This window comes from Niallia nealsonii (assembly GCF_002835805.1).
GTDB classification, from domain to species: domain Bacteria; phylum Bacillota; class Bacilli; order Bacillales; family Cytobacillaceae; genus Niallia; species Niallia nealsonii.
This window is the reverse complement of record NZ_PISE01000028.1, coordinates 1-23425: the sequence shown is the minus strand read 5'-3', so window position 1 is coordinate 23425 and position 23425 is coordinate 1. Positions and strand designations below refer to the sequence as shown.

Below are 23425 nucleotides of genomic sequence, written 5' to 3'. Positions count from 1 at the left end.
AAGTTTTTTTACTTAATTAGTATAAAATATATTTTTCTCTAACTATTGCTTCGTTACAACATTTTATAATTGTGGCCTTACGCCTATTCTTACTCTCTATTTTTTCTTTGTTATATATTATTTCAGTGTCAACTTCATTTAGTACGTCGTTAGCTACTCATTCCACTGATAAATATTAGAACAATAACATAAGAATAGGGAGTGTTACAATCGAACATATGGTGGACATAAAGATACCTTCTGTAACCAACTTTACATTACCATTATATTCCATACACAACATAGAAACATTACCAGCAGCAGGTAATCCTGACAAGATAACAGCTATTCCCAGCATCATCGAATCTTGGATAAAAAATTGAAGGATTCCCCAAATTACTGAAGGATAAATCACTAGTTTCAAAATTGTATATATGTATATCATTTTATCTTTTAAAACTTCCATTATTTTTACATCTGCTATAGTCGAACCTATAACTAGCATAGCAAGTGGTGTTGTAATATTTCCAATAGAAGTAATCAAGTTTTCAATAGGGGTTGCTACTGGAATTTCAAACATAAAAATACCTAAAGCAATTATCGCAGATACAATTCCTGGATTCATCATTTTTTTAAAACTCCACCTAACCTTGCTCTCTTGTAAAATTGAAATGCCATAGGAAAACAAACTTATATTAAAAACCATCATAAAAATTGAGACATAAAACACTGCCTTATCACCATAAATACTCGACACGATTGGTATACCCATAAATCCAAGATTACTATAGTTCAACATTAACTTATAAGTTTTATCCATCTTAAGATTTTTCACAAAAATGATACTTAATAATGGAGTAATTATGAATGTAACTACTGCTAAGAAAAAAACAACTATTACAGGCATTATATTTTCAATGTTTTGACCAATAGATGAACTTATTATCGTTGCAGGTATGGTAATATTGACAATAAGCCTAGATATGCTCCTGTCACTGTCTTCATCCAATATTTTACTTTTCTTAGCGATCAATCCAATTGCCATTAATCCAAACAACAAAATTAGTTGATATAGAATATTATTCATGTTCTTCATTTTCCCTTCTTTTTACATCCCAAATAAGTAATTGTTAATTAAAATATATTGTGAGCAAAGCTAGGGATATTGGCATAAAACATCTTCATGCAAAACACATAGTAATCCTTTTCTTTCATTACGATGGGACATCTTAATATATTTAAAGTCGCACCTGGAAATTTAGACTTGATGTTAAATGAATCAAATTTAAAATGCTTCAGCTTTAGATTCAAAATATACCTAACAGGAAATATTCAATTTGTTGAATGCTTCTGTAAACTATATGCTTTAAAACCATTCGTCTTTTGAATTGTTTAATCCCCTACCTCTGTTAATTCTGCTTGCAAAAAGCCTCTAGAGAATTTGCTACTTTATAATAGTATATCGCGACGTATATATAAGACAAATATATATAATGTATAATATTGATATCTTTTTCATATATATATATATAAAAGACGACCAGCCTTATATAGGCTAACAGTCGTCTTTGGTCAGATTTAAATGAAAAAAAAGAATTAAGTGTTCAAGAAGGACTAGAGGACATAATGGATTTCTAACTTTAAAGAGAAAAATAGGAAATCTACACGTTATTGAAAGTATGAACTAATTAAAGTAATTTTCGGAAAATTACAAGCATCTATATAAATTTAACAAGAATAAAACAGAAATTAGGAGGAATAAGCTTGGTACAAGCCTAATTTATTCCTCCTAAGATGCCCTAATGAAATAATCATGTTAACTCTTTGGGGATTATTTCACGCTTGGGAATTAGTATAAATCATATTTACTTAAGGAAGTAAAATGGAACTGTCGATTTTATCTATAGTACCTATTTCATTATTTTCGATCACTTTTTATACCAATAAAAACTTTTCTTTTGTATCCTCTTTAATTTGCCATTTCTGATGATGAATAACTAATAAGATCAATAATTCCCCAGCTAGTAAGCCTATCCGTTCAACTTCATCTTCAATGCTTCTCGTGATAACTTATACGGTAATCATCATAGAGAGGAAAAAATATTTATTGTTTCCTCTCTAAGTACTAATAATTCTATTTTTTAATTATTTTGTATTATTGAACGTTTGGTTATTACTCTAAAGCAAGTAAGCTAGTATCTCTCTTTTCATAAAAACCTTTCAAAAAACTTGATTCAAATGAATAACCCACATTAAATAAGATTTGCTCATTATATGGAAATGAAACTAATTGAAGACCCACTGGTAAGTTGTTTTTTGTTAAACCACACGGTAATGAAACTGCTGGAAAACCAATCATATTAAAAATGTAGTTGTTCCTACACATATATCCAAATAAATCCTCTGTCTTTCCACCAATAATAATTTCATCGATTCCTATTCTTTGAGGAGGAGAAGGCATTGTTAAAGTTGCTAACACATCAATTTTTGTAAATAGTCGATTAAATTCAATCTCATATTCTTTAATTCTCTTTAATGCTGTAATATATTGATGGGCACTGAAGCTATTAGATGCCAACATAATTTGCCTAACATCCTCTCCATATTCCGAAATTTTATTTTCAATATTATTTCTATGAAGATAATATGCCTCACTTAGAGCAATGGTAGTTCCTATTATTGAGTTATCATTAATATTAGGTATTTCTACCTCTATAAGAATTGCCCCCAGTTCTTCTAATTGGGTAAGTGACTTCTGAAATATAGTATAACTTTCTTCATCCACTTTTTCATTGAAATAATTTTTAGGAACTCCGATTTTTAGCCCTTTTAAATTATAATTACTCATCTCCTCAACAAAAGGTTCATTTAATATGGTCTCTGAAACAATGGCTAAATCCTTCATGTTAGCTGCAATTGGCCCCACGTGATCAAGTGTCCATGAAATACCAGTTACATTTTGAGTAGAAACTCGTCCTTTTGTTGCTTTCAACCCAACCACTCCACAGGAAGCTGCAGGGACACGAATGGATGCTCCTGTATCTGTACCAATTGAAATAATACTTTGATTTGCGGATACAGCAGCTGCAGAACCACCACTTGATCCTCCTGCAGTATACTCTATATTCCATGGATTCCTTACTGCTCCGTAATGAGGATTATTTGATGTAACACCGAATGCAAATTCATGTAAATTATTCTTACCTAACATAATAGTATCTTGACTATTTAGCGTGTTTACAATTGGGGCATTTAATTTTGACACGTAATTTCTATCTATAAAGGATCCATTCGTTGTTAATATATTTTTTGTTTCTATTATGTCTTTATAAGAAATAGGAATACCAAAGAGCATCGACAAATCATTTGTTGTCATCATTTTTGCTTCTAGGTACTTTGCCTGTTTTAGAGCATTTTCTTCCGTAATAGTTATAAAAGCATTATAGGTTGTGTTCTTTTCCTTTATTTCTTCTAAATACATTTTTGTAATTTCAACCGGTGAAAAGTCTTTATTTAGATACCCTTTGTTTAACTCCTCAATTGTATATCTTTTCAATAAATCCATCTCCTCTAATAAGTGCTAGTGACTAAAAAATTTATTAATTTTTTCACCACGCATTACTTTTTAAATATTTTATTTTTTAATACGTATCATTTCGCAACTCAAATTGTGATAAAAACTCACATCTAACGTTATATATTGATTATATTTTCAGAATACTTTTATGTAAAATATTAATTTTATATGTTTTTCCATACTTTTTTTATATAGGTTCATAGTTATTACTTATTGAAAAATCAATAAAAGGCAAATAACTAGCACATTTGACAATACGATTGATATACCAATATAAAGGTACTCCATAAAGAAACATCAAGAGTAATTTCTATCATCAGAATCAAGTCTAAAGATAATATATTTTTTTGAAAGAAAAAGTATCACTGTAAAAGCCACTGAATGAAAGAGGTAATTCAAAGCTGTTCAGATATATCTTTATATTTTCCAACTTTCTTTCTTTTTAGGAGAATATCTTTTATTAATTTGTTTGCCTATATATAAATAACGTATATTTGCTGTATAATAATAATATATTTTTTATATCAAGGTGGTTTATTATGGACTTTAGACAACTTAAATACTTTGCAACCATAGTAGAAAATGATAATAATGTTACAAAAGCAGCAAGAGCACTGAATATTTCCCAACCTCCACTCAGCCAGCAGCTAAAAACACTGGAAAATCAGCTAGGAGCTAAATTATTTGAACGCCAAGGGAAGAAGTTGAACCTTACTTTGTCCGGAAAGCTCCTATATAAAAAAGCCGTAAAATTGCTTGAACTATTTGATGATACTATTACAGAAGTTCGAGATGTTGAAATGGGAATTAAAGGAGAATTATCAATTGGGGTTGCAGGTTTTTACTCTTATATACTTCCTGAAAAAATAAAACAATTTCACGAAATGTATCCAAATATAACATTTCGGATTGTTCAAGGTGATGCGAACCTACTTCACTCTTTGCTGGAGAAAGGGGAAATTGACGTTGCTATTGTAAATTTACCAACAGAGATTAACCAAAACAAAATTTCTATACTACCTTTAAATACCTTTGGTTTCTCTTTATTTATTGCAAAAGATTCAGAATGGGTGCAACAAAAAGAGGTTATTTATGTACAGCAACTAGAAAACATCCCCCTCGTTCTGACTAAAAGAGAAGGAACAGGTGGAACATACCACTCTATAATCGAAGAGTTTCACCAATGCAATATTACACCTAATATCATTACTGAGTGCAACGACATGCAAATCGTATTCTCTTTGGTCGATGCTGGAATCGGTGCAACCATTATGCCTGACTATATGCTGGATTTTCTAAATATCAGCACCATTCGCTCCTTAAAAATAGTTGATTCTTCTTTAACTAATCAAATAGCTGTTCTTTGGAATAAATATAAATATACGCCAAAGTTACTTAACGAATTTATACAATTATTTAAAGATGATGTCTAGAATTAAAAAGGATTGGATCCAATTAACCATTTTTTTTTGATTAGTTTGTATAACGTTACCTACTTTACCTTCTAAAATGAATACATAAGACAGCATTTTAGAAGAGCATTATTCTTAATCTATCTTTGCAAATAGAAAAGAGCTACCTCAGTAGCCCTTAATAAATCAATAAAAAAAACGAAATTAAAGTTTCTCACCATTTGTTGCAATAACATTTTTATACCAGAAGAATGACTTTTTCTTCTTGCGCTCCAAGATACCGCTGCCATCATCATGCTTATCTACATAAATAAAACCATAACGCTTACTCATCTCACCAGTGGATGCACTAATTAAATCGATACACCCCCATGGAGTATAACCTATTAATTCTACTCCATCCTCAATGGCTTCACCCATAGCTTTGATGTGTTCACGGAGATAGTCAATTCTGTAATCGTCATTTATTGTTCCGTCCTCTTCAACTTTATCAATTGCTCCAAGTCCGTTTTCCACAATGAACAACGGTTTTTTGTAGCGATCATACAATTGATTTAAAGAAATTTGCAGACCAATAGGATCAATTTCCCATCCCCATTCACTTGCTTTTAAAAATGGATTTTTAATTCCACCTATAATATTACCGGAAATTACATCTTTGTCTGTTTTGTCCTTCTTCTCTGTACGGGACATATAATAACTAAAAGCAATGTAATCAACTGTATTTTCTTTGATTAGTTCAAGATCGCCTTCTTGAGTTTCTAACTTTATTCCATGTTCTCTCCAGTATCGCTTAATAAATGTAGGGTACTCACCTCTTACTTGTACATCGCCGCAGAAGTAGTTAAATAACTGTTCTTCCTTTAAAGCATAAAGTACATTTTCAGGATTACAGTCACCAGCATAAGTTGGAAGATAAACAATCATGCATCCAATTTGAGCATCAGGAATTATCTCATGGCAAAGCTGGACGGCTCTCGCACTTGCAACAAATTGGTGATGAAACGCTTGAAAAGTTGGCTGATAACGATCATTCTCTTCTTGAATCGCGAATCCTAGTCCATTAATTGGCATCTCAAGACCGCTGTTGATTTCATTAAATGTCATCCAATATTTCACTTTATGTTTATACCTGTTAAAAAGAACTGTTACATATCTTTCAAAAAACGCAACCAATTCACGGCTTCTCCAGCCACCATATTCTTTCACAAGGTAAAGGGGCGTTTCATAATGAGAAATGGTAACAACCGGTTCAATATTGTATTTATGCAGTTCGTCGAACACACTATCATAGAATGCTAAACCTTCCTCATTGGGAACTGTTTCATTGCCTTTTGGGAAAATACGTGACCAGGAAATAGATAATCGAAATACTTTAAATCCCATTTCTGCAAAAAGGGCAATATCTTCTTTGTAACGATTATAAAAATCAATTGCTTCATGATTTGGATACGTATATTTTTCTGGATGTAACTCAAAGTCAAAACCAATATCTTTTAATACCTGTAGTCTTACTTTACCCCCTGGTAAAACATCGGGTGTATTTAAACCCTTCCCTCCTTCTAGATACCCGCCTTCTATCTGGTTAGCCGCTGTAGCTCCTCCCCATAAAAAACCTTCTGGAAATCGTTTTTTTAATTCATTCATTGTTTATTCCTCCTTTTTCTTAATAAAGCTAATTATTTCTAAAAAACGCAGTAAATATATATATAATTAACTAATAGGTATAGAGAGAGCTCATAGTGCCTCTCTCTATTCCATATGCTTTAAACGAAAATTGTCAATAAGGTTTCATTTGCTTGAATCTTTTCTTGGTGTGTTCCTGCAATCTCTAAATAGTTATCAGTATTTGTTATAATTACCGGGGTTGTTACCTGATAGCCAGCTTCTTTAATCTTTTCAATGTCAAACTCGAGCAACAAATCACCTTTTTGGACATAATCCCCTTGCTTAACCTGTGCTGAAAAATATTTTCCTTCTAACTTAACTGTATCTATTCCGACATGAATTAAAATTTCTGCTCCTTCATCCGATGTAATCCCAATTGCATGTCCAGTTGGGAAAGCTATAGATATAACACCATTCACAGGTGCGAATACTTTACCCACTGTCGGTTCGATAGCGATCCCTTTTCCCATTGCTTCTGAAGCAAATACTTCATCAGTTACTTGATTTAATGCTTTAACTTCACCGGTAAGTGGACTCTTAATCACTTCTTTTTTCCCAATGATCTGTTCTTCTTCTACTTTGTTATCTATTTCTATCTTTTTATCAGAATCTTTATTTGGCTTTTTATCTTCATATCCAAATAATAATGGTAGTAATGTTGCACATGCAAAAGCAACTGCAATTCCGATGATGTAAATTCCCATCGGTGCGAAAGCTGGGATTGATAAAGCACTTGGGAATGCATACACCGTTGCTTCTACTCCAAACAAACCATTAATTGCACCACCAATAGCAGATGCAATTATTACATATGGAATAGTTTTTTTATAACGCATCATTAAACCGTAAAGTATTGGTTCTGTCACACCAGAAAGTAAACCTGGAACTAATGTTGATCCACTAAGTGTTTTTAAGGACTTATCTTTTGTTCGTAGAAAAACACCAAATGCTAAACCAGCCTGTGCAAGTGGAGCAGCAGCAAGCATTGCCATAATCGGGCTGCCTTCATGTGCAAGCTGATCTAAAACTATAGGGACAAGTCCCCAATGAAGACCAAACAGTGTCAAGAAAGTCCAACCCGCACCTACAACAGCACCTGTCAAAATACCGCTCTTAGTACTTAAAAAGTCAATCGCTGAACCAATCGCATTTCCAGCATATACTCCAAATGGTCCAAAAGCTATAACAGTAAGTGGTACTATGATAGCTAACGATAGCATAGGGACTAAGAACATTTGTAATTCTTTATGAATTACTTTCTTTAGGAATTTATCTAATACAGCATAGATACTTACAGCTATAAAGACTGGAAACACAGAAGATGAATAATCCATCAATATAACAGGAATGCCGATAAAATCAGTGCTTTTACCTGCAGTTAGCAAACCTGTGAAATTCGGTTCTAATAGGGCTGCACCAATCGCCCCTCCCACATAAGGGTGTGCACCAAGTTTAGTCGCAAGTGTTATACCTAAAAAGATTGGCAAAAAGTAGAAGACAGCGTTCCCAGCTGCAGAAAGAATGAAATATGTTCCACTTTCAGCCGATAATAACCCAGTCATTGTCAAAATTGTTAACAATGCTTTGAGCATACCTGCTCCTGCAAGTGCCCCCAATAACGGCGAGAAGCTGCGCGAGATGACTTCAAAAATGCGAGCTCCAATGCTTCCCTTTGGTTCATCGGATGAATTTGTTGCGGCACCCACATTCGCAATCTTTGTAATTTCTTTATAAACCTCGGGAACATGGCTTCCTACCACAACCTGAAATTGTCCACCGCTTTCAACAACACTTAAAACTCCATCTAAATTCTGAAGGGCAGTCTTATTTGCTTTGGTACTATCTTTTAACTTAAAACGCAAACGAGTTGCACAATGTACAAGACTAGATACGTTTTGTTCTCCGCCGACTAATTCGACTATTTCTTTCGCAAGGCTACTGTAGCTCATGTCTTCCACTCCTTTTTATCATAAAACTTATGTTCAGTTCTTAACTTCAATAATAGTTTTTCTATTTAAAAATTTTAATAAAAAAACCTAAATCAAATCATTCATTTCGAATGTTTGATTTAGGTTTTGCCCGTTAGGTTACAATCCTATTATCGTCCGTTGTTATTTTTTATCACTCTATCAATTTTAAATGCTTGATTTAGGTTTTGCCCGTTAGGTAACAAACCTATAATCTTTTATTGTCTCTGAATACTCTATCAATATGGATAGTTAAATAAATCATTTCTTCATCTGTTAATTCATAGGTATAACAGTTTTCGATAAACTTTCTTATTTTCCGTGAACAACTATATGCCTCTGGATATTTTTGCTTAATAATAAGGACTAAGTCATCATCGGTTGAGCTATTGTAATGATTACCTTTTACCAGCCGTTGCGCAAAAAACTTTAAATGTGTAATAAAACGATAATATGCCAAGGAACCTCCATTAAACTCTAATTTAAAATGGTATGTTACTATAGTTAATATTTCTTGCATTACTTTAGTTACACTCTGCACAACAGGCATTTCCTCATTTAACTCAGCATTAACAATATGAAGGGCTAAGAAACCAGCTTCATCCACTGGCAAAACAACACCGAATTGCTCACATATCATATTTAAAGCTTCTAATCCAATTTCATATTCATCTTTATATAATTGCTTCGTTTCCCAAAGTAATCCATTTTTAATTGGAATATTTTTTTTATAACGTTCAATGGCAGAACGAATATGATCTGTTAAATGAATATAAATACTATTGTTTAACTTCTTACACAATTTAATTTTTGCATATGCGATAATTCTTTCGGATAATTCCATATATTCGATTGGCATATCAGAAATTAAGGTCTTGAATTTTTTTAATATATCTTCGTTTTCTAAAGTGAAAATCTTATCTAAGGGTTGTTCATTAGTATCATCACCAACACGTTTATTGAATGCGATTCCACGTCTTATAATGATAATTTCCTGGTTATCCTTTATTGATATAACAGCATTATTATTTAGTATTTTCTCGATTTTCACTTTTTACCTCCGATATAGAAAAAAAGGCAAAACCCGCCCTATGATAAGGTATCGGTTTTGCCTGACTTAACAGTTACAACCCGTTCTGTATACGCTTACCATATAATATCATGAGTTTTTTATTATCAATAGATTTTTTTATTATTTTAGTCAAATTTAATTCTGACCGTTTAAATCTGACCAAAGAGAAGAGAAAAAGTTAATTTGCTTTTCTTTATGAAGAACCTTCCAATTACTTACAAATCGTTCTATATCTACTTCAATTAAATAACAATCTATTAATAATCCTATAGTAGCACATAGTAGTTATATTTAATAAATACATATAATATATATTATTAATATGTTTTTTATATATAGAGATTGTAACTCCACTTAAATCATAAGATTAAGTTTATTAAACGTTTAAATTTTCTGCATTAGTTTTCTTGTATGATGGAGGATTCTATTATTTTCTGTGTGGGTTTAGCTATGTTATCAATGAATGTCCTGGATCAATTGGTGCCGGGATACCATCTAGTGCGGAAAATCGCACTGGCAATTGATTTTTTAGATTTATCTACCTAAAGAGGATAATATCAAGTGTCTAAAGTGATCTTTTCTACTACACTAACTATATACTAGCTTGCGATTACATTATGTAACATAGCCGAGGCTTTGTTAAAATATTTATCATTCATTTCAATGCCAATAAATTTACGCTTTAGTTTTATAGCAGCCTGGCCTGTTGAGCCGGATCCCATAAAACAATCCAATACTGTATCACCTTTATTAGTATGGGTTGATATTATTTTTTCAAGTACAGAAACTGGCTTTTGACAAGGGTGAAATCTTATTTTGCCACTAACTATAGGTGCTTCATAATACGCCCTATCGTAATATGAATTAAAAGTTCTTTTTGTTCCCTTAGTATAGGAAATAAAACACTCCCTTGGATTTGATAAGTAGTTCACTCTCGCATTAATTGGTACTGGATTAATTTTTTCCCAGAATCCAGTTCTAGGCTGCTTTAAATTCAATTTTTCAGCAATAACTACAATATCACTCAATTTAAAAATATCATAAAAAATCACCATTGTTCCACCTGGAACTAATATCCTCTTAAACTCTTTTAAAAGGGAGAACCAATCTACCTTATTCTCTTTTAAATCCCAATCACCAAACTCCATTGAAAGAGAGCCATATTTCTTTTGATCACCACCTCCATTTTTAAAATTTGTCTTTCTTGAAATAAAGTAAGGCGGATCCGTACAGATTAAATGCACTGAATTATTAGCAATCCTTTTTATTTCATTTTTTTTAAAGGACTTTTATAAGTTAATATAGTATATCAAATTCATAGGTCACGAATTAAAGCACTAGTTAATATAATCCACCTTTAATCCCTTTTAAAAGTAATGTTAAGAAACTCATCTATTATCCGTAGCCTCTTTCCAGTTACATCTTTATCGTTATGAGCACAGGCACTAAGTAGTTTTTGAAATATACTTTTTAATGTTCTCGTATTTATTTCATCCAAATTTTCAGGTTTTAAGTTTTTTGGTAATGGTACATCAGTAGCTGCTCTCAAAAATAATTGCCGCCAGGTAACAGCTCTTTTCCCCTTTCTTGCATAAAGGAGTGAATCTGTTATTCCATTATCGTACATTTGGTTTAATTCTTATTTGTTGAGAAATCTTTCGAGCTGAACTTTAAAATCGGCTCTTCTGAGTCGTTCATTTTTTAAATATTTTATATGGTATTCATAAGCTATTTCCTCAAAAAAATATAATCGTTCTCGCTCATATTCTTAATTGTTTTAATTAAATTATTTACATAGTCCACATACACAGTTAGCTCACCAATCCTTTACTATAAAAAGGACCCAAACTAAGATAAGTTAGGGTCCTTTTTTGATGTAGCTCTTATTTTTTATACAGGTAAAAACTTTTTGTTCATTTTTATCCTTTGTTATTGAATAAGGAATTTTATCTCTCTGAACGAATTTTTTCCTTACAGACAAACATATTACAGCTAACCAAATTAATTATTCCACCGTAACTGACTTAGCCAAGTTACGTGGTTTGTCTACATCACAGCCTCTATGAAGAGCTGCATAGTACGCGATTAATTGCAATGGTACTACAGAGATAAGGGGTGTTAACATTTCATGCACTGCTGGAACGATAAAGCGGTCTCCTTCCATTTCCAGACCTTTCATGGAAATGATGCAAGGATTTGCGCCGCGCGCTACTACTTCTTTCACGTTTCCGCGAATACTTAAGTTAACACTTTCTTGTGTTGCTAATGCGATAATAGGTGTTCCATCTTCAATTAAAGCAATCGTACCGTGCTTTAATTCTCCACCTGCGAAACCTTCTGCTTGAATATAAGAGATTTCTTTTAACTTTAAAGACCCTTCTAAGCCAACATAGAAGTCAATTCCACGCCCAATAAAAAATGCATTGCGTGTTGTAGCTAAATATTCTGTTGCAATTTTTTCGATATCTTCTTTTTCTTCAAAGACAACTTCCATTGCATTCGCAATAATGCCTAGTTCATGAATCAAATCAAATTCTGGCTCATAGCCTTTGCTTTTCGCTGTAACATCTGCAAGGATAGAAAGAACAGCCATTTGCGCTGTATATGCTTTAGTTGATGCGACCGCAATTTCTGGACCAGCATGCAACAATAGCGTATAATCCGCTTCCCGGGATAAAGTAGAACCAGGCACATTTGTAATCGTAAGGGTTGGATAACCCAACTCTTTTACATGTACAAGCACGGCTCTGCTGTCAGCTGTTTCTCCACTTTGTGTAATAAAGATAAACAACGGTTTTTCTGAAAGCAATGGCATATTGTAGCCGAACTCACTTGCAACATGGACTTCTACAGGAATTTTAGCTAATTTTTCAATAAACTGTTTACCCAGAAGTCCAGCATGATAGCTAGTTCCCGCAGCAATGATATACAAACGGTCTGCATCTTTTACCGCTTCTACAATTGACGGATCAATATTAAGTTTGCCATCTTGACCTTGATATTCTTGAATAATTTTACGGATTGCCAAAGGCTGCTCATCAATTTCCTTTAACATATAATGGGGATACGTTCCCTTTTCGATATCACTAGCATCTAATTCTGCTGTATATGCTTCCCGGGAAATAACTTTGCCATCCAATGTTTCAATACTGATGCCATCTTTTTTGACAATAACGATTTCTTTATCCACTAGCTCCACATATTGATCGGTGACTTGCAGCATAGCCATTGCATCACTTGCAACAACGTTGAAACTATCCCCCAAGCCAACTAATAATGGACTTTTATTTTTTGCTACATAAATAACCTCTTTGTTTTGGTCATCTAATAAAGCAATTGCATAAGAACCTTTTAATAATTTTAATGTTTGTACGAACGCGACTTTGATATCCAGGCCAGTTTCAACAAAATGTTCAATTAATTGTACAACTACTTCTGTATCCGTATCACTTTTTAATTCTTCATTTGGCAAATATTCTTTTTTCAATAAATCGTAGTTTTCAATCACACCATTATGCACTATCGTAAAGCGACCTGATGCACTTTTATGCGGATGTGCATTTACCCTACTTGGAACACCGTGTGTTGCCCAGCGTGTATGACCAATTCCAGTTGGTGCAAAAACTTCGCCATCCACTATCTTGCGCAAATCAGCAATGCGGCCTTTTTCCTTAAAAACATGTACGCCTTCTCCGTTGCTTACTGCAATACCTGCAGAATCATATCCTCTATATTCAAGCTTTTCTAAGCCTTTTAACAAAATCTCTTTCGCATCATTACTTCCTATATATCCAACTATTCCACACATTCTTCTTTTCCTCCGTTCTAGGGGAGCAAGAAGTCACTTTTTCTGGGGACAAACTTGCTCCCCTATCTCTGATATAGTTTTATGTTTGCTTCATTATTAGCATACCCTTCTCTTTGTGCATTAAGTTGCCTTAATGTTTTAAAGAAGAACTTTCGATTGGCTAATACAACCGGGAGGCATCCGCCGAAAAATCGATAAACCTCCTCCTCGTCAACTAGTTTTCGTTTCGTCCATTACTAGTCCAGGCGCTTTATTTACTTCTGTTTCTTTCTATCCCCCTTTTTTTAAATAGAGCTTTTCTACAAAAGCAAGTTAATCATACATCACATAGAAAGCATCCGTCAAATACTATCTAAACAGAGCAATAAAATAAAACTATTTGTATCTATGAACATCTTTTCCCTTCTCTTTTTAATAAAAAACAGGGTGAGGGAAACCTTCTTAATAGAATTTCCCTCACCCTATAATATATGCAAAAGTGCTTTTTTCGTGCTTGCCATCATATGCTAGAAAAGAAAGTACTAGCTATGAGCACTTTCTTTTTCATTTAAGTAAACATCAACCTTTTATACAATTATTTGTCTTTTAAGCCCATTTCTTTCTCTACTACTTCTGAGATAATGTTTACATAGGCTAAGCACAGGTCTTCTGTCGGTGCTTCTGCCATTACGCGCACAAGTGGTTCAGTTCCAGAAGGTCGAACTAAAATCCTGCCATTTCCATTCATTTCTTGCTCGACTTTCGCAATTACTTCTTTTACTTTATCATTATCTGCCACATGATATTTATCTGTAACTTTAATATTAACTAATTTTTGCGGGAATTTTTTCATTTCTCCAGCAAGTTCTGAAAGTGGCTTCTTTGTTGCTTTCATAATATTAACTAGCTGCAAACCTGTTAATAAGCCATCTCCTGTTGTGTTATAGTCGAGGAATATAATATGGCCTGATTGTTCTCCACCTAAATTAAAGCCATTTTTCCGCATTTCTTCTACCACATATCGATCTCCAACCGCTGTTGGTATACTTGCTATCTGATGTGACTCTAATGCCTTATAAAAACCTAGATTACTCATAACCGTCGAAACAACCGTATTATGTTTTAAACGATTTGTTTCTTTCATATACTTTGCACATATATACATAATTTGATCGCCATCAACAATTTGACCATTTTCATCTACAGCAATTAAACGATCTCCATCCCCATCAAAAGCAAGGCCTACATCCGCTTCTTTTTGTTTCACAAATGCTGCTAATGCCTCGGGGTGAGTAGATCCAACTCCATCATTAATATTTAATCCATTAGGTGAAGCACCCATTGTGGAGATGTCAGCATCCAAATCTGCAAATAGATGCATCGCTAAGGACGATGTTGCACCATGTGCGCAGTCTAAAGCAATATGAATGCCGGTGAAATCTTCATCTACCGTTTGTTTTAAAAATTGCAGATATTTTTGTCCACCTTCAAAATAATCATTCACTTGACCTAAGTTCCCACCGACTGGTCTTGGCAGATTATCTTGTTCCTGGTCAATAAGACTTTCAATTTCTAATTCTTGCTCATCAGAAAGTTTAAATCCATCTGGTCCAAAAAACTTAATGCCATTATCGCTCACAGGATTGTGCGAAGCTGAGATCATTACACCGGCTTGTGCTCCTAACACTTTAGTCAAATAGGATACCCCTGGTGTTGAGATAACACCTAAGCGCATCACCTCAGCCCCAATTGATAATAAACCTGCAACAAGTGCACCTTCCAGCATATGCCCAGAAATGCGGGTATCGCGACCAATTAATACTTTAGGCCGATCATGATCTTTCGTTAATACAAAACCACCACATCTCCCAAGCTTAAACGCCATTTCCGGTGTTAGTTCACTGTTTGCAATTCCTCGTACTCCGTCCGTCCCGAAATATTTACCCATTTAAATAATCGCTCCTTCTAACTATGATAAATCCTAAATTAAGAATCCTTCTTTGTAATAGCGATAGTAGCTACTTTATTCGCTAAACTCCATTCTACATCGTTTGGGCCATTGGCTTTTATGTCAACTTCATGTTCACCTTCACCCAAATCACTAACATCTATATATAAAGTAAAATTAGATTTTGTAACATTTTTGAGTATAGATTCTTTTGCTGTTACTTCTATATCTGTACTCCCATTTGAAGGGGACGTCATATCTCCTAGAAAATTAGTATCCAGACCTCTTATACTGATCGGTACACTTTCCAATGTTTTTGCACTAGTTTGTTCGCTGCTAGTCGCTTCCTCTGCTTCATTATCATCTGTTGTAGCATCATCTGTTGACTTGTCGGTTGTGTTATCTGTTGTATCACTTGTTTCATCTGTTGTTTCATCCGTTGTATCACTTGTTTCATCTGTTGTATCGCTTGTTTCATCTGTTGTATCGCTTATTTCATCATCCTCAGATTGATCAGTTTCCTCTGTATTTGAGCTATCATTATCAGCAGATTTTTCGGACTCTTGTTCTTTCGTTTCTTCTTCCTTTACGTTTACCTTCACAGTAGCATTTACTAACTCCGGATCAACTGTTTTTACACCATTAGAGATAATTACAGGCAAAGATAAAGTTTGGTCTTTTGTTATTTTGCTTAAATCCACTTCCACTCGTGTGCTGTCTACATCTTTTAACACACTATCCGAACCAGTAATTGTAGCCTCTTCCTTATCCAAAGTAATCGATTCTAATGTAACATTTTGGGGAAGGGACCCTTTTTTCACAATATTAATTGGAACTTTTTTGCTTACTCTTTTAACAGGTATCGTCACTTTCACTGTCTCTGGTTCTACCTGTACATCCAACTTATTTAAACTGCTGTCTAATACAGAAATTTCAGCTTCTTGCTCAATTGTTTCTGTCGTTGATCCATCTACTTCAACGTTTGCCTTCACATAAGCAATTTTATCTATTTCATCTTTTGCACCCGTTATTTTAACCGTATTGGAATCTAATTCAGCTGATCCTGCCGCATAGCCGGAAGCAATAGAATTATTGCTAAACTCTGCTTCCACATTAAATTCTTTAGTCACCTTTTCTTTGACTGTTACTTTAACCGTACTAGGATCAATATCGGCTTCTAGTTTATCAGACAAATCTTTAATTTGCAGCTTTACTTTTTTTTCACCAATATCTGCATTCGCCAAATTTACATATACCTCAAAGTCCTTTGACTGCTTTGCAACTTGCACATGACTTTTTGGCCCCTTTAACGTTACATCCACTGTTTTAGGAACACCTGCTACTACTACATTTTTTGTATCATAATATACTTTTACTGGAATATCTTTCACTACTTCTGTAGCATCATTTCCAGGAACATTTACATCGCTGCTATCTTCGTTTTTATCATATACAGATATAAACAACAAAAGTGCAAGTGCAAATGCAATAATCTTCATAAACCAATTATTCTCCACAATTCGATCAAAAAATTTATTCATTTTTTCTTCCCCTTCCAGCCCCACATAGTAGAAGAAGCTTGTTTGGTAGAAGGTATAATGATTGCACTAGACAGCAATTCTCTAAATGCATCTAACTTTAAATCACGATGTAGCTCTCCGTTTTTCGTTAAAGAGATTGCTCCAGTTTCTTCTGACACAACAATGGTTATACTGTCAGTCACCTCACTAATCCCTAAAGCTGCGCGATGCCTTGTTCCGAGCTCCTTTGAAATAAAAGGACTCTCTGATAAAGGAAGATAGCATGCTGCTGCTGCAATACTTGCCCTTTGAATAATAACTGCTCCATCATGCAAAGGAGTATTTGGAATAAAAATATTAATTAATAACTCAGAAGAGATTTTAGAATCCAAGGGTATGCCTGTTTCAATATAGTCACTCATCCCTGTTTCTCTTTCTAAAGATATAAGTGCTCCTATTCGCCGCTTTGCCATATAGTCAACTGCTTTGACAATAGATTCAATAACATACTCCTGTCGTTCTTCTTCTTGCATACCACTCCTAGAAAAGAACTTCCCTCTCCCTAATTGTTCCAGAGCGCGTCTTAATTCTGGCTGAAAGATAATGATAATAGCCAAAGCTCCCCAAAGGATAACTTGCTCCATCATCCAGCTTAATGTTTGTAAATGTAAATAATCACTTAATAATTTTACAATAAGGATAACAAATATTCCTTTTAGTACTTGTACAGCCTTAGTGCCCCTTATTACCATGATTATTTTATATATGACATACCACACAAGGAGAATGTCTACTGTATTCGCTAAATATTTTAAAAAAGGGAAATCTGCAAACGACATTTTCCTTCCTCCAAAGTATATATATTTCAGATGTAGTTTTCTAAATTTTAACTTACCATTATCATATTATATCATTTTCTGTTTTAACACCAATATAGACCATCTTACTAGTCAAATATTCCTTATAAAGATGCCATTCCTCATTTTATTATATGTCTATCTTTTATAGAAAAAACATATAGCACTTTTTTATTATTTCATAACGAAAAACTCCCTACACTTAATATGCAGGGAGACTATTTTCTTCCTTCATGTCATCATTATGAAATACACTAATGCTATCATTAAATGTCTTTTTCACATAAAACCAAACCCATTCAAATACTTCATTTACTTCTTTAATTTCTCCAGTTACCTGACTTGCCGATGCCATGTACTTTTCACCGTTAATTACTGTAACATTGCCATCAACTTGTCCCTTTATGTCTATATTGCCATTACGAACGACAACATCACCTTTTATTACCGTACCCTCTGGAATAATAGCTGTATCACCCTCTACTATAATATCCTCCTGTTTAGAAACGGAAAATTGTTGTTCTTCGTTCCATACAGATAATAGACTAGACACCATTAAAACCATAAACAAGGAAGCTGCCGCAACTAAAGGATGATGTCTTATCCACCTTCTAAAAGTTACTCTTTTTTGTTCCTTCGGCAGCATCGCCATAACATTTTCAGTAAAACTAGCTGGTGCTTGTATGTGGGAAGTGCTTTGCACCAATGCAATAGTTTTCTTTAATTGATGAAAATGAATAGCACATTCTTCACATTCTTGTAAATGTTTTTTTAGCTCTTCTCTATGATTTACCTCTATTTCTTCATCCAAATATTCATGCATATATTCTATAATTCTTGTTGGACAAGTCAAATATTTCACCTTCTTTATCAGACATACCGTAATTGTTTTCTTAACGCTTCTCTTCCTCTGTGGATTCTCGTCTTTACTGTCCCTAAGGGAAGCTCTAATATTTCACTTATCTCATTCAAAGAAAGTTCCTCGATATATTTTAATACTATAACGGCTCGATACTTTTCTGGCAACTTTGAAATTTCTTGTTGGATCATAGCCTGCAATTCTAGGCTCTCCACATCCTCTTCAGGCAATTTTGTATTTGCTGGTATTTGCGAATACATATTTAGCCCTTCTGTACCTGGAACCTCTGCATCTAGATAATAATCCGGCTTCTTTTTCCTTATCCGATCTATACACAAATTAGTGGCTATTCGATATAGCCATGTCGAAAACTTTAATTCTATGTTAAATCTACTTATATTAACATATGCACGAATAAAAGCTTCCTGTGCCATATCTTCTGCTTCATGACGATTCCCAAGCATTCTATAGCAGATCTGGAATACTCTATCTTTATAAAGCTCGATTATTTCCCCAAATGCGTTCTGATCACCTTTTAATACTTGCTTAATCCTTTTTTTTACTAATGCTTCCATCTATTTACCCCCGCTCTAAATGCGGCTAATCGATAGTACGTATCGATAGCGGAAAAGGTTTCATCTTTTTTATTTAATCTTTATATGTATTTATTTTTTTAGTTGTTATTTTCATCCTAATAAAAGGGAATAATATGAATAAATATAGAATTTTTTCGTTTTTAGCTTTATTATTATTTTAACAAATTCATGTTCACTATGTTTAAAATTTTTAATACTGGTTAAAAAAAAAGTAATATTATGCTAAAATCAAGGAAAAACAGAGGATTTTCTTTCATTGGTAGGAGGGGGAATAATATGTTCGAAAAAAAATTATTAAAAGATATAGAGGAACACCGAAAGGAAATGGTCTATCTTGCAAAACACACATCATTTTCCCATCCAAGAGTAGTTGACATAAGCATAAAACTAGATGAACTATTGAATAAATACGAAAATCTCCTGCGCGCAAAAATATAATATTGCCATTTTACGAAGGGAACACCTGATTTTTTTCAGAATTTACATTCATATAGGAATAGTCAATCCATTAATCTTATATGAATGTAAATTTTTATAAAAAGGCTTACTATTCGCCTATAACAGTTTCTCTCCGAATAATGAACCCATTAAGGCGACAGCTAAAGCGGCTGTTTTATTTCTTTCATCAAGAATTGGATTCACTTCTACAAACTCCGCAGAGGTAATAATACTGGCTTCTGCCAACATTTCCATTGCTAGATGGCTTTCACGATAGCTTATTCCACCAGTAACGGGTGTGCCAACTCCGGGTGCATCATGAGGATCTAAACTATCTAAATCTAATGATAAATGCACCCCATCGGTTCTCTCTTTTAAATATCCTATCGCCTCTTCTATTACTTTTGTCATGCCTAACCGATCAATTTCATGCATAGTGTATACTTTTATTCCCTTATTTTTAATTAATATTTTTTCTCCTTCATCAAGCGCCCTTGCTCCAATTATAACGATATTTTCTGGCTTTACTTTTGGACAGTATCCCCCTACATTTGTTAGCAGCTTATGCCCAAGACCTAAACTAGCTGCTAAAGGCATGCCATGTATATTACCAGATGGAGAGGTTTCAGCAGTATTCAAATCTCCATGAGCATCATACCAAATTACCCCTATATTTTGGTAATGTCTGCTAACACCTGCTAGAGTGCCTATTGCAATACTATGATCCCCTCCTAATACCAAAGGAAAAGAACCTGACTCCACAATCTTATTTACCACATTTGCTAGCAATTCGCTTTTTTCTGCTATTAATTCAAGGTTGCGAAGATTACTCTCTTTGTCTATTGTTACTTCCGGCCTGCCAATCGTTATATCTCCCATATCTTCAATAGAATGAAACAATCGCACTAATCTTTCGTTTATGCCAGCATAACGAATGGCGCTAGGTCCCATATCTACCCCTCTTCGCATTTGACCAAGATCCATCGGCATTCCGATTATAGACAACTTCTTCATTGAGATCATCCTCACTATACAATTATTTACTTCAATTGTACTTGCTTTCATTAAATTGACTCAACTCAACATTTCGGCGTATATATATGCGAATTTCTTGTAAGATTTTTCAGCAATTTTTAAATCTCCTCTTATTTGTTCATATTCACATTTTTAGTTAAAAAGAACCTCTATCTGTTAAAGTACATACCTTAACTTCTGCAATTAAGTTTCAATTTAACTGCTTAATAGCTATTGGCGACATCACCTAGCTACTAGCTAGTATGAAAATGATATTTATTCCTTTTTACACATGCTTTTAATTCTATAATTGAGTACATACATTTTAAATTTTGAAATGTATATTAGCAAAATAATCGAAAGAAAGATTTGATAAAACTATAGTTTACTCATAAAATACTAGCTTTTACATGTTATATTCTCTTAAGTAGAACAAAAACAATATTATCTGTTTACAGCTTCATAATTGTTGCCAGATTATTTCGAAACCATGTCGAAAAGTAATAAAAAACTTCATACAATTGTTTAAGCCTCTTCTTAGCTTCGTTAAGAAAGCATTCAATTTTTCTATATAGAAGAAATTAAATACATAAAAAAACCAAGCATATATAATATATGCTTGGTTTAGTATGAGCCATGGAGGATTCGAACCTCCGACCCTCTGATTAAAAGTCAGATGCTCTACCAACTGAGCTAATGGCTCTTGGCTGGGCTAGCTGGATTTGAACCAACGAGTGACGGAGTCAAAGTCCGTTGCCTTACCACTTGGCTATAGCCCATCGAAAATATAAAATTTAATGGTGGAGGGGGACGGATTCGAACCGCCGAACCCGAAGGAGCGGATTTACAGTCCGCCGCGTTTAGCCACTTCGCTACCCCTCCGTATAAAAATTAGTTATTTTTATACTGGTGCCGGCGAAAGGACTTGAACCCTCAACCTACTGATTACAAGTCAGTTGCTCTACCAATTGAGCTACACCGGCATTTTTTGTTCTTTAATCAACTATATGCTAAAATAATAGTTTATCTTATAGTTGATTTATGGTGGAGGATGACGGGATCGAACCGCCGACCCTCTGCTTGTAAGGCAGATGCTCTCCCAGCTGAGCTAATCCTCCATTTAATTGGTGACCCATACGGGATTCGAACCCGTGTTACCGCCGTGAAAGGGCGGTGTCTTAACCGCTTGACCAATGGGCCTTATTCTTCTCTCAATTGGTTGTTTCCCAACTGACAATATTTATTATATAAAATAGCACTATAAAAGTAAAGCAAAAAATAAAAGTTTAAATTTTCAGATTTTAATTGAGTTTTTACAAATTTTCGATAGGAACTATACCGATAGTCTTCCTTATTATTTTATGGAGAATAGAGATAATTCTAGTGCAAATTCAATAGAATTTCATATAGTGTTGACTAGTGGTTAATACCATTTATTATTAGCCAAAAAAACTAATTTAATCAATATTCATTTTTAAATATATGTTCATCGCAAAAAAGAACAAGGCTTCTCACACTTTCCCTTGCTTCCTCCCAGTCAAATTGCCAATAAGCCTTTTATTCGTAATTACCTCAGTGTTCGACCTCCCCCTTATAAATTCGTTTATAAATGGCTTATAAGCTCTCCGTTTAAAAAATAAGAAGATTAATTATACAGGATGATTAAGCTCAACAAAGATTTTAATTATTAGTTGAATGAAACAAAAAGACTAAACATGCTGTAAACTGCCGTTAAGCGAAGGCTAACAACGATCATCTATTAGGAAAAATCGACCATTATTGCCAATTGCTTTTTATTAAAAAAGATGAAAATGAACATCACCCAAAACCAAAAAACAGAGCTTTTTCTAAAATATATAAAAAATTCCGGTGGAAAACTTATATATATTAACTAGAAAGTAAGATTTTATTAAGCAATACAAACTTCCAATAGACATCCTTTTAAAATAATTAGTATTCTTACTACTTCTATTTATAGGCAAGATTGGCCTTTTCATCAAGTTGCATAATTAGCCATATTATTCATAAATGATATAGCATTTTGTATATAGAGTTTCTCTTCAAAGTAGAAATCGGTCATGAGGAAGGAAAGAACATTAAAAAGACTAAATATCTGCTTATAATAATCAAAAGGGAATAAAGAGCAATAGTTCCTATAAGAAGATTTCCAACTATCCAAGAGCTTTAAAGCATAAAGTTGCTAAAAGATATATCTATTTTAGAATATAATAAAAAACACTTTATATTAATATAAAGTGTTTTTTTATATAAGCTTCCAACCGGACTCGAACCGGTGACCTCTTCCTTACCATGGAAGTGCTCTACCTGCTGAGCTATGGAAGCACTTTGCAAATAAATTAAATTTCTATAAATAAAAAAATGGCTCCGCAGGTAGGACTCGAACCTACGACCGTTCGGTTAACAGCCGAATGCTCTACCACTGAGCTACTGCGGAATAGTTTTAAATATATGTATGCCTGGCGACGTCCTACTCTCACAGGGGGAGAGCCCCCAACTACCATCGGCGCTGAGAAGCTTAACTTCCGTGTTCGGTATGGGAACGGGTGTGACCTTCTCGCTATCGCCACCAGACTATTTAAGACACTTATAATTATAGTATCTTTTTGAGAATTTTTCAAGTGTTTTCTTGAAAATTATTCCCTCAAAACTAGATTATGTGTAAGAAGAAAGAATGAGTAATCATTTGTTTTGTCCAGCTGCAGAATCCAAA

At 33.8% G+C, this 23425-nt stretch carries 16 protein-coding genes, 8 tRNA genes and 1 rRNA gene; 2 read left to right on the top strand and 23 right to left on the bottom strand.

The annotated features are described in order from the left end of the window. Positions 1 to 175: 175 nt before the first annotated feature. Positions 176 to 1066, bottom strand: a complete 891-nt coding sequence (locus CWS01_RS13420) for an AEC family transporter (protein WP_168714398.1) — start codon at positions 1064 to 1066, stop codon at positions 176 to 178. A 1086-nt stretch (positions 1067 to 2152) separates the two neighbouring features. Then, entirely contained in the window at positions 2153 to 3544 is a 1392-nt protein-coding gene (locus CWS01_RS13415; protein ID WP_101177711.1) for an amidase, read from the bottom strand. Between the two features lie 551 nt (positions 3545 to 4095). On the opposite strand from CWS01_RS13415, the gene CWS01_RS13410 reads away from it, so the two are divergent. Next, on the top strand, positions 4096 to 4989 hold the full coding sequence (locus CWS01_RS13410; protein ID WP_101177710.1) for a LysR family transcriptional regulator: 894 nt from the start codon (positions 4096 to 4098) through the stop codon (positions 4987 to 4989). 183 nt (positions 4990 to 5172) lie between these two features. Here CWS01_RS13410 and CWS01_RS13405 read toward each other — a convergent pair whose 3' ends face one another. The 11 genes from CWS01_RS13405 to sigW all read right to left on the bottom strand — a co-directional run bounded on the left by CWS01_RS13405 (position 5173) and on the right by sigW (position 19221). Further along, complete coding sequence (locus CWS01_RS13405; RefSeq protein ID WP_101177709.1) at positions 5173 to 6615, bottom strand: glycoside hydrolase family 1 protein; 1443 nt, start codon at positions 6613 to 6615, stop codon at positions 5173 to 5175. A gap of 119 nt (positions 6616 to 6734) precedes the next feature. Then, positions 6735 to 8585, bottom strand: coding sequence for a beta-glucoside-specific PTS transporter subunit IIABC (locus tag CWS01_RS13400; RefSeq protein ID WP_101177708.1), 1851 nt, complete (start codon positions 8583 to 8585; stop codon positions 6735 to 6737). Positions 8586 to 8811: 226 nt separating this feature from the next. After that, on the bottom strand, positions 8812 to 9654 hold the full coding sequence (licT, locus tag CWS01_RS13395; protein WP_101177707.1) for a BglG family transcription antiterminator LicT: 843 nt from the start codon (positions 9652 to 9654) through the stop codon (positions 8812 to 8814). A gap of 620 nt (positions 9655 to 10274) precedes the next feature. Continuing rightward, complete coding sequence (locus CWS01_RS13390) at positions 10275 to 10919, bottom strand: DNA-methyltransferase (RefSeq protein ID WP_101177706.1); 645 nt, start codon at positions 10917 to 10919, stop codon at positions 10275 to 10277. A 113-nt stretch (positions 10920 to 11032) separates the two neighbouring features. After that, entirely contained in the window at positions 11033 to 11302 is a 270-nt protein-coding gene (locus CWS01_RS13385) for a hypothetical protein (protein ID WP_101177705.1), read from the bottom strand. A gap of 378 nt (positions 11303 to 11680) precedes the next feature. Continuing rightward, the gene (gene glmS / locus CWS01_RS13380) at positions 11681 to 13483 is read right to left on the bottom strand and encodes a glutamine--fructose-6-phosphate transaminase (isomerizing) (protein ID WP_101177704.1); all 1803 of its coding nucleotides are present in this window, start codon (positions 13481 to 13483) and stop codon (positions 11681 to 11683) included. 574 nt (positions 13484 to 14057) lie between these two features. After that, positions 14058 to 15410, bottom strand: coding sequence for a phosphoglucosamine mutase (gene glmM / locus CWS01_RS13375; RefSeq protein ID WP_101177703.1), 1353 nt, complete (start codon positions 15408 to 15410; stop codon positions 14058 to 14060). A 38-nt stretch (positions 15411 to 15448) separates the two neighbouring features. Beyond that, positions 15449 to 16951: a CdaR family protein gene (locus CWS01_RS13370; protein ID WP_101177702.1), complete on the bottom strand. Its 1503-nt coding sequence runs from the start codon at positions 16949 to 16951 to the stop codon at positions 15449 to 15451. Beyond that, positions 16948 to 17769, bottom strand: a complete 822-nt coding sequence (gene cdaA / locus CWS01_RS13365; protein WP_101177701.1) for a diadenylate cyclase CdaA — start codon at positions 17767 to 17769, stop codon at positions 16948 to 16950. The genes CWS01_RS13370 and cdaA overlap by 4 nt, the downstream gene beginning before the upstream one ends. 220 nt (positions 17770 to 17989) lie before the next feature. Then, positions 17990 to 18640, bottom strand: a complete 651-nt coding sequence (locus CWS01_RS13360; RefSeq protein WP_101177700.1) for an anti-sigma factor family protein — start codon at positions 18638 to 18640, stop codon at positions 17990 to 17992. 17 nt (positions 18641 to 18657) lie between these two features. Then, entirely contained in the window at positions 18658 to 19221 is a 564-nt protein-coding gene (gene sigW / locus CWS01_RS13355; RefSeq protein ID WP_101177699.1) for an RNA polymerase sigma factor SigW, read from the bottom strand. A gap of 297 nt (positions 19222 to 19518) precedes the next feature. Here sigW and CWS01_RS13350 point away from each other — a divergent pair, with 297 nt between their 5' ends. Continuing rightward, positions 19519 to 19680: an aspartyl-phosphate phosphatase Spo0E family protein gene (locus tag CWS01_RS13350; protein ID WP_101177698.1), complete on the top strand. Its 162-nt coding sequence runs from the start codon at positions 19519 to 19521 to the stop codon at positions 19678 to 19680. Between the two features lie 117 nt (positions 19681 to 19797). Here CWS01_RS13350 and rocF read toward each other — a convergent pair whose 3' ends face one another. From rocF to rrf, 10 genes are all read right to left on the bottom strand, one after another. Further along, positions 19798 to 20694, bottom strand: a complete 897-nt coding sequence (rocF, locus tag CWS01_RS13345) for an arginase (protein WP_101177697.1) — start codon at positions 20692 to 20694, stop codon at positions 19798 to 19800. A gap of 630 nt (positions 20695 to 21324) precedes the next feature. Continuing rightward, a tRNA-Lys gene (locus CWS01_RS13340) sits at positions 21325 to 21397 on the bottom strand. 1 nt (position 21398) lies between these two features. After that, positions 21399 to 21473 (bottom strand) — tRNA-Gln (locus CWS01_RS13335). A gap of 19 nt (positions 21474 to 21492) precedes the next feature. After that, positions 21493 to 21576 (bottom strand) — tRNA-Tyr (locus tag CWS01_RS13330). A gap of 25 nt (positions 21577 to 21601) precedes the next feature. After that, positions 21602 to 21677: transfer RNA gene (locus CWS01_RS13325), tRNA-Thr, on the bottom strand. A gap of 59 nt (positions 21678 to 21736) precedes the next feature. Continuing rightward, positions 21737 to 21812 (bottom strand) — tRNA-Val (locus CWS01_RS13320). Between the two features lie 7 nt (positions 21813 to 21819). After that, a tRNA-Glu gene (locus CWS01_RS13315) sits at positions 21820 to 21894 on the bottom strand. 1070 nt (positions 21895 to 22964) lie between these two features. After that, positions 22965 to 23037 (bottom strand) — tRNA-Thr (locus tag CWS01_RS13310). 37 nt (positions 23038 to 23074) lie between these two features. Then, positions 23075 to 23149: transfer RNA gene (locus tag CWS01_RS13305), tRNA-Asn, on the bottom strand. Between the two features lie 20 nt (positions 23150 to 23169). After that, positions 23170 to 23286, bottom strand: a 5S ribosomal RNA gene (rrf, locus tag CWS01_RS13300). Positions 23287 to 23425 lie beyond the last annotated feature (139 nt).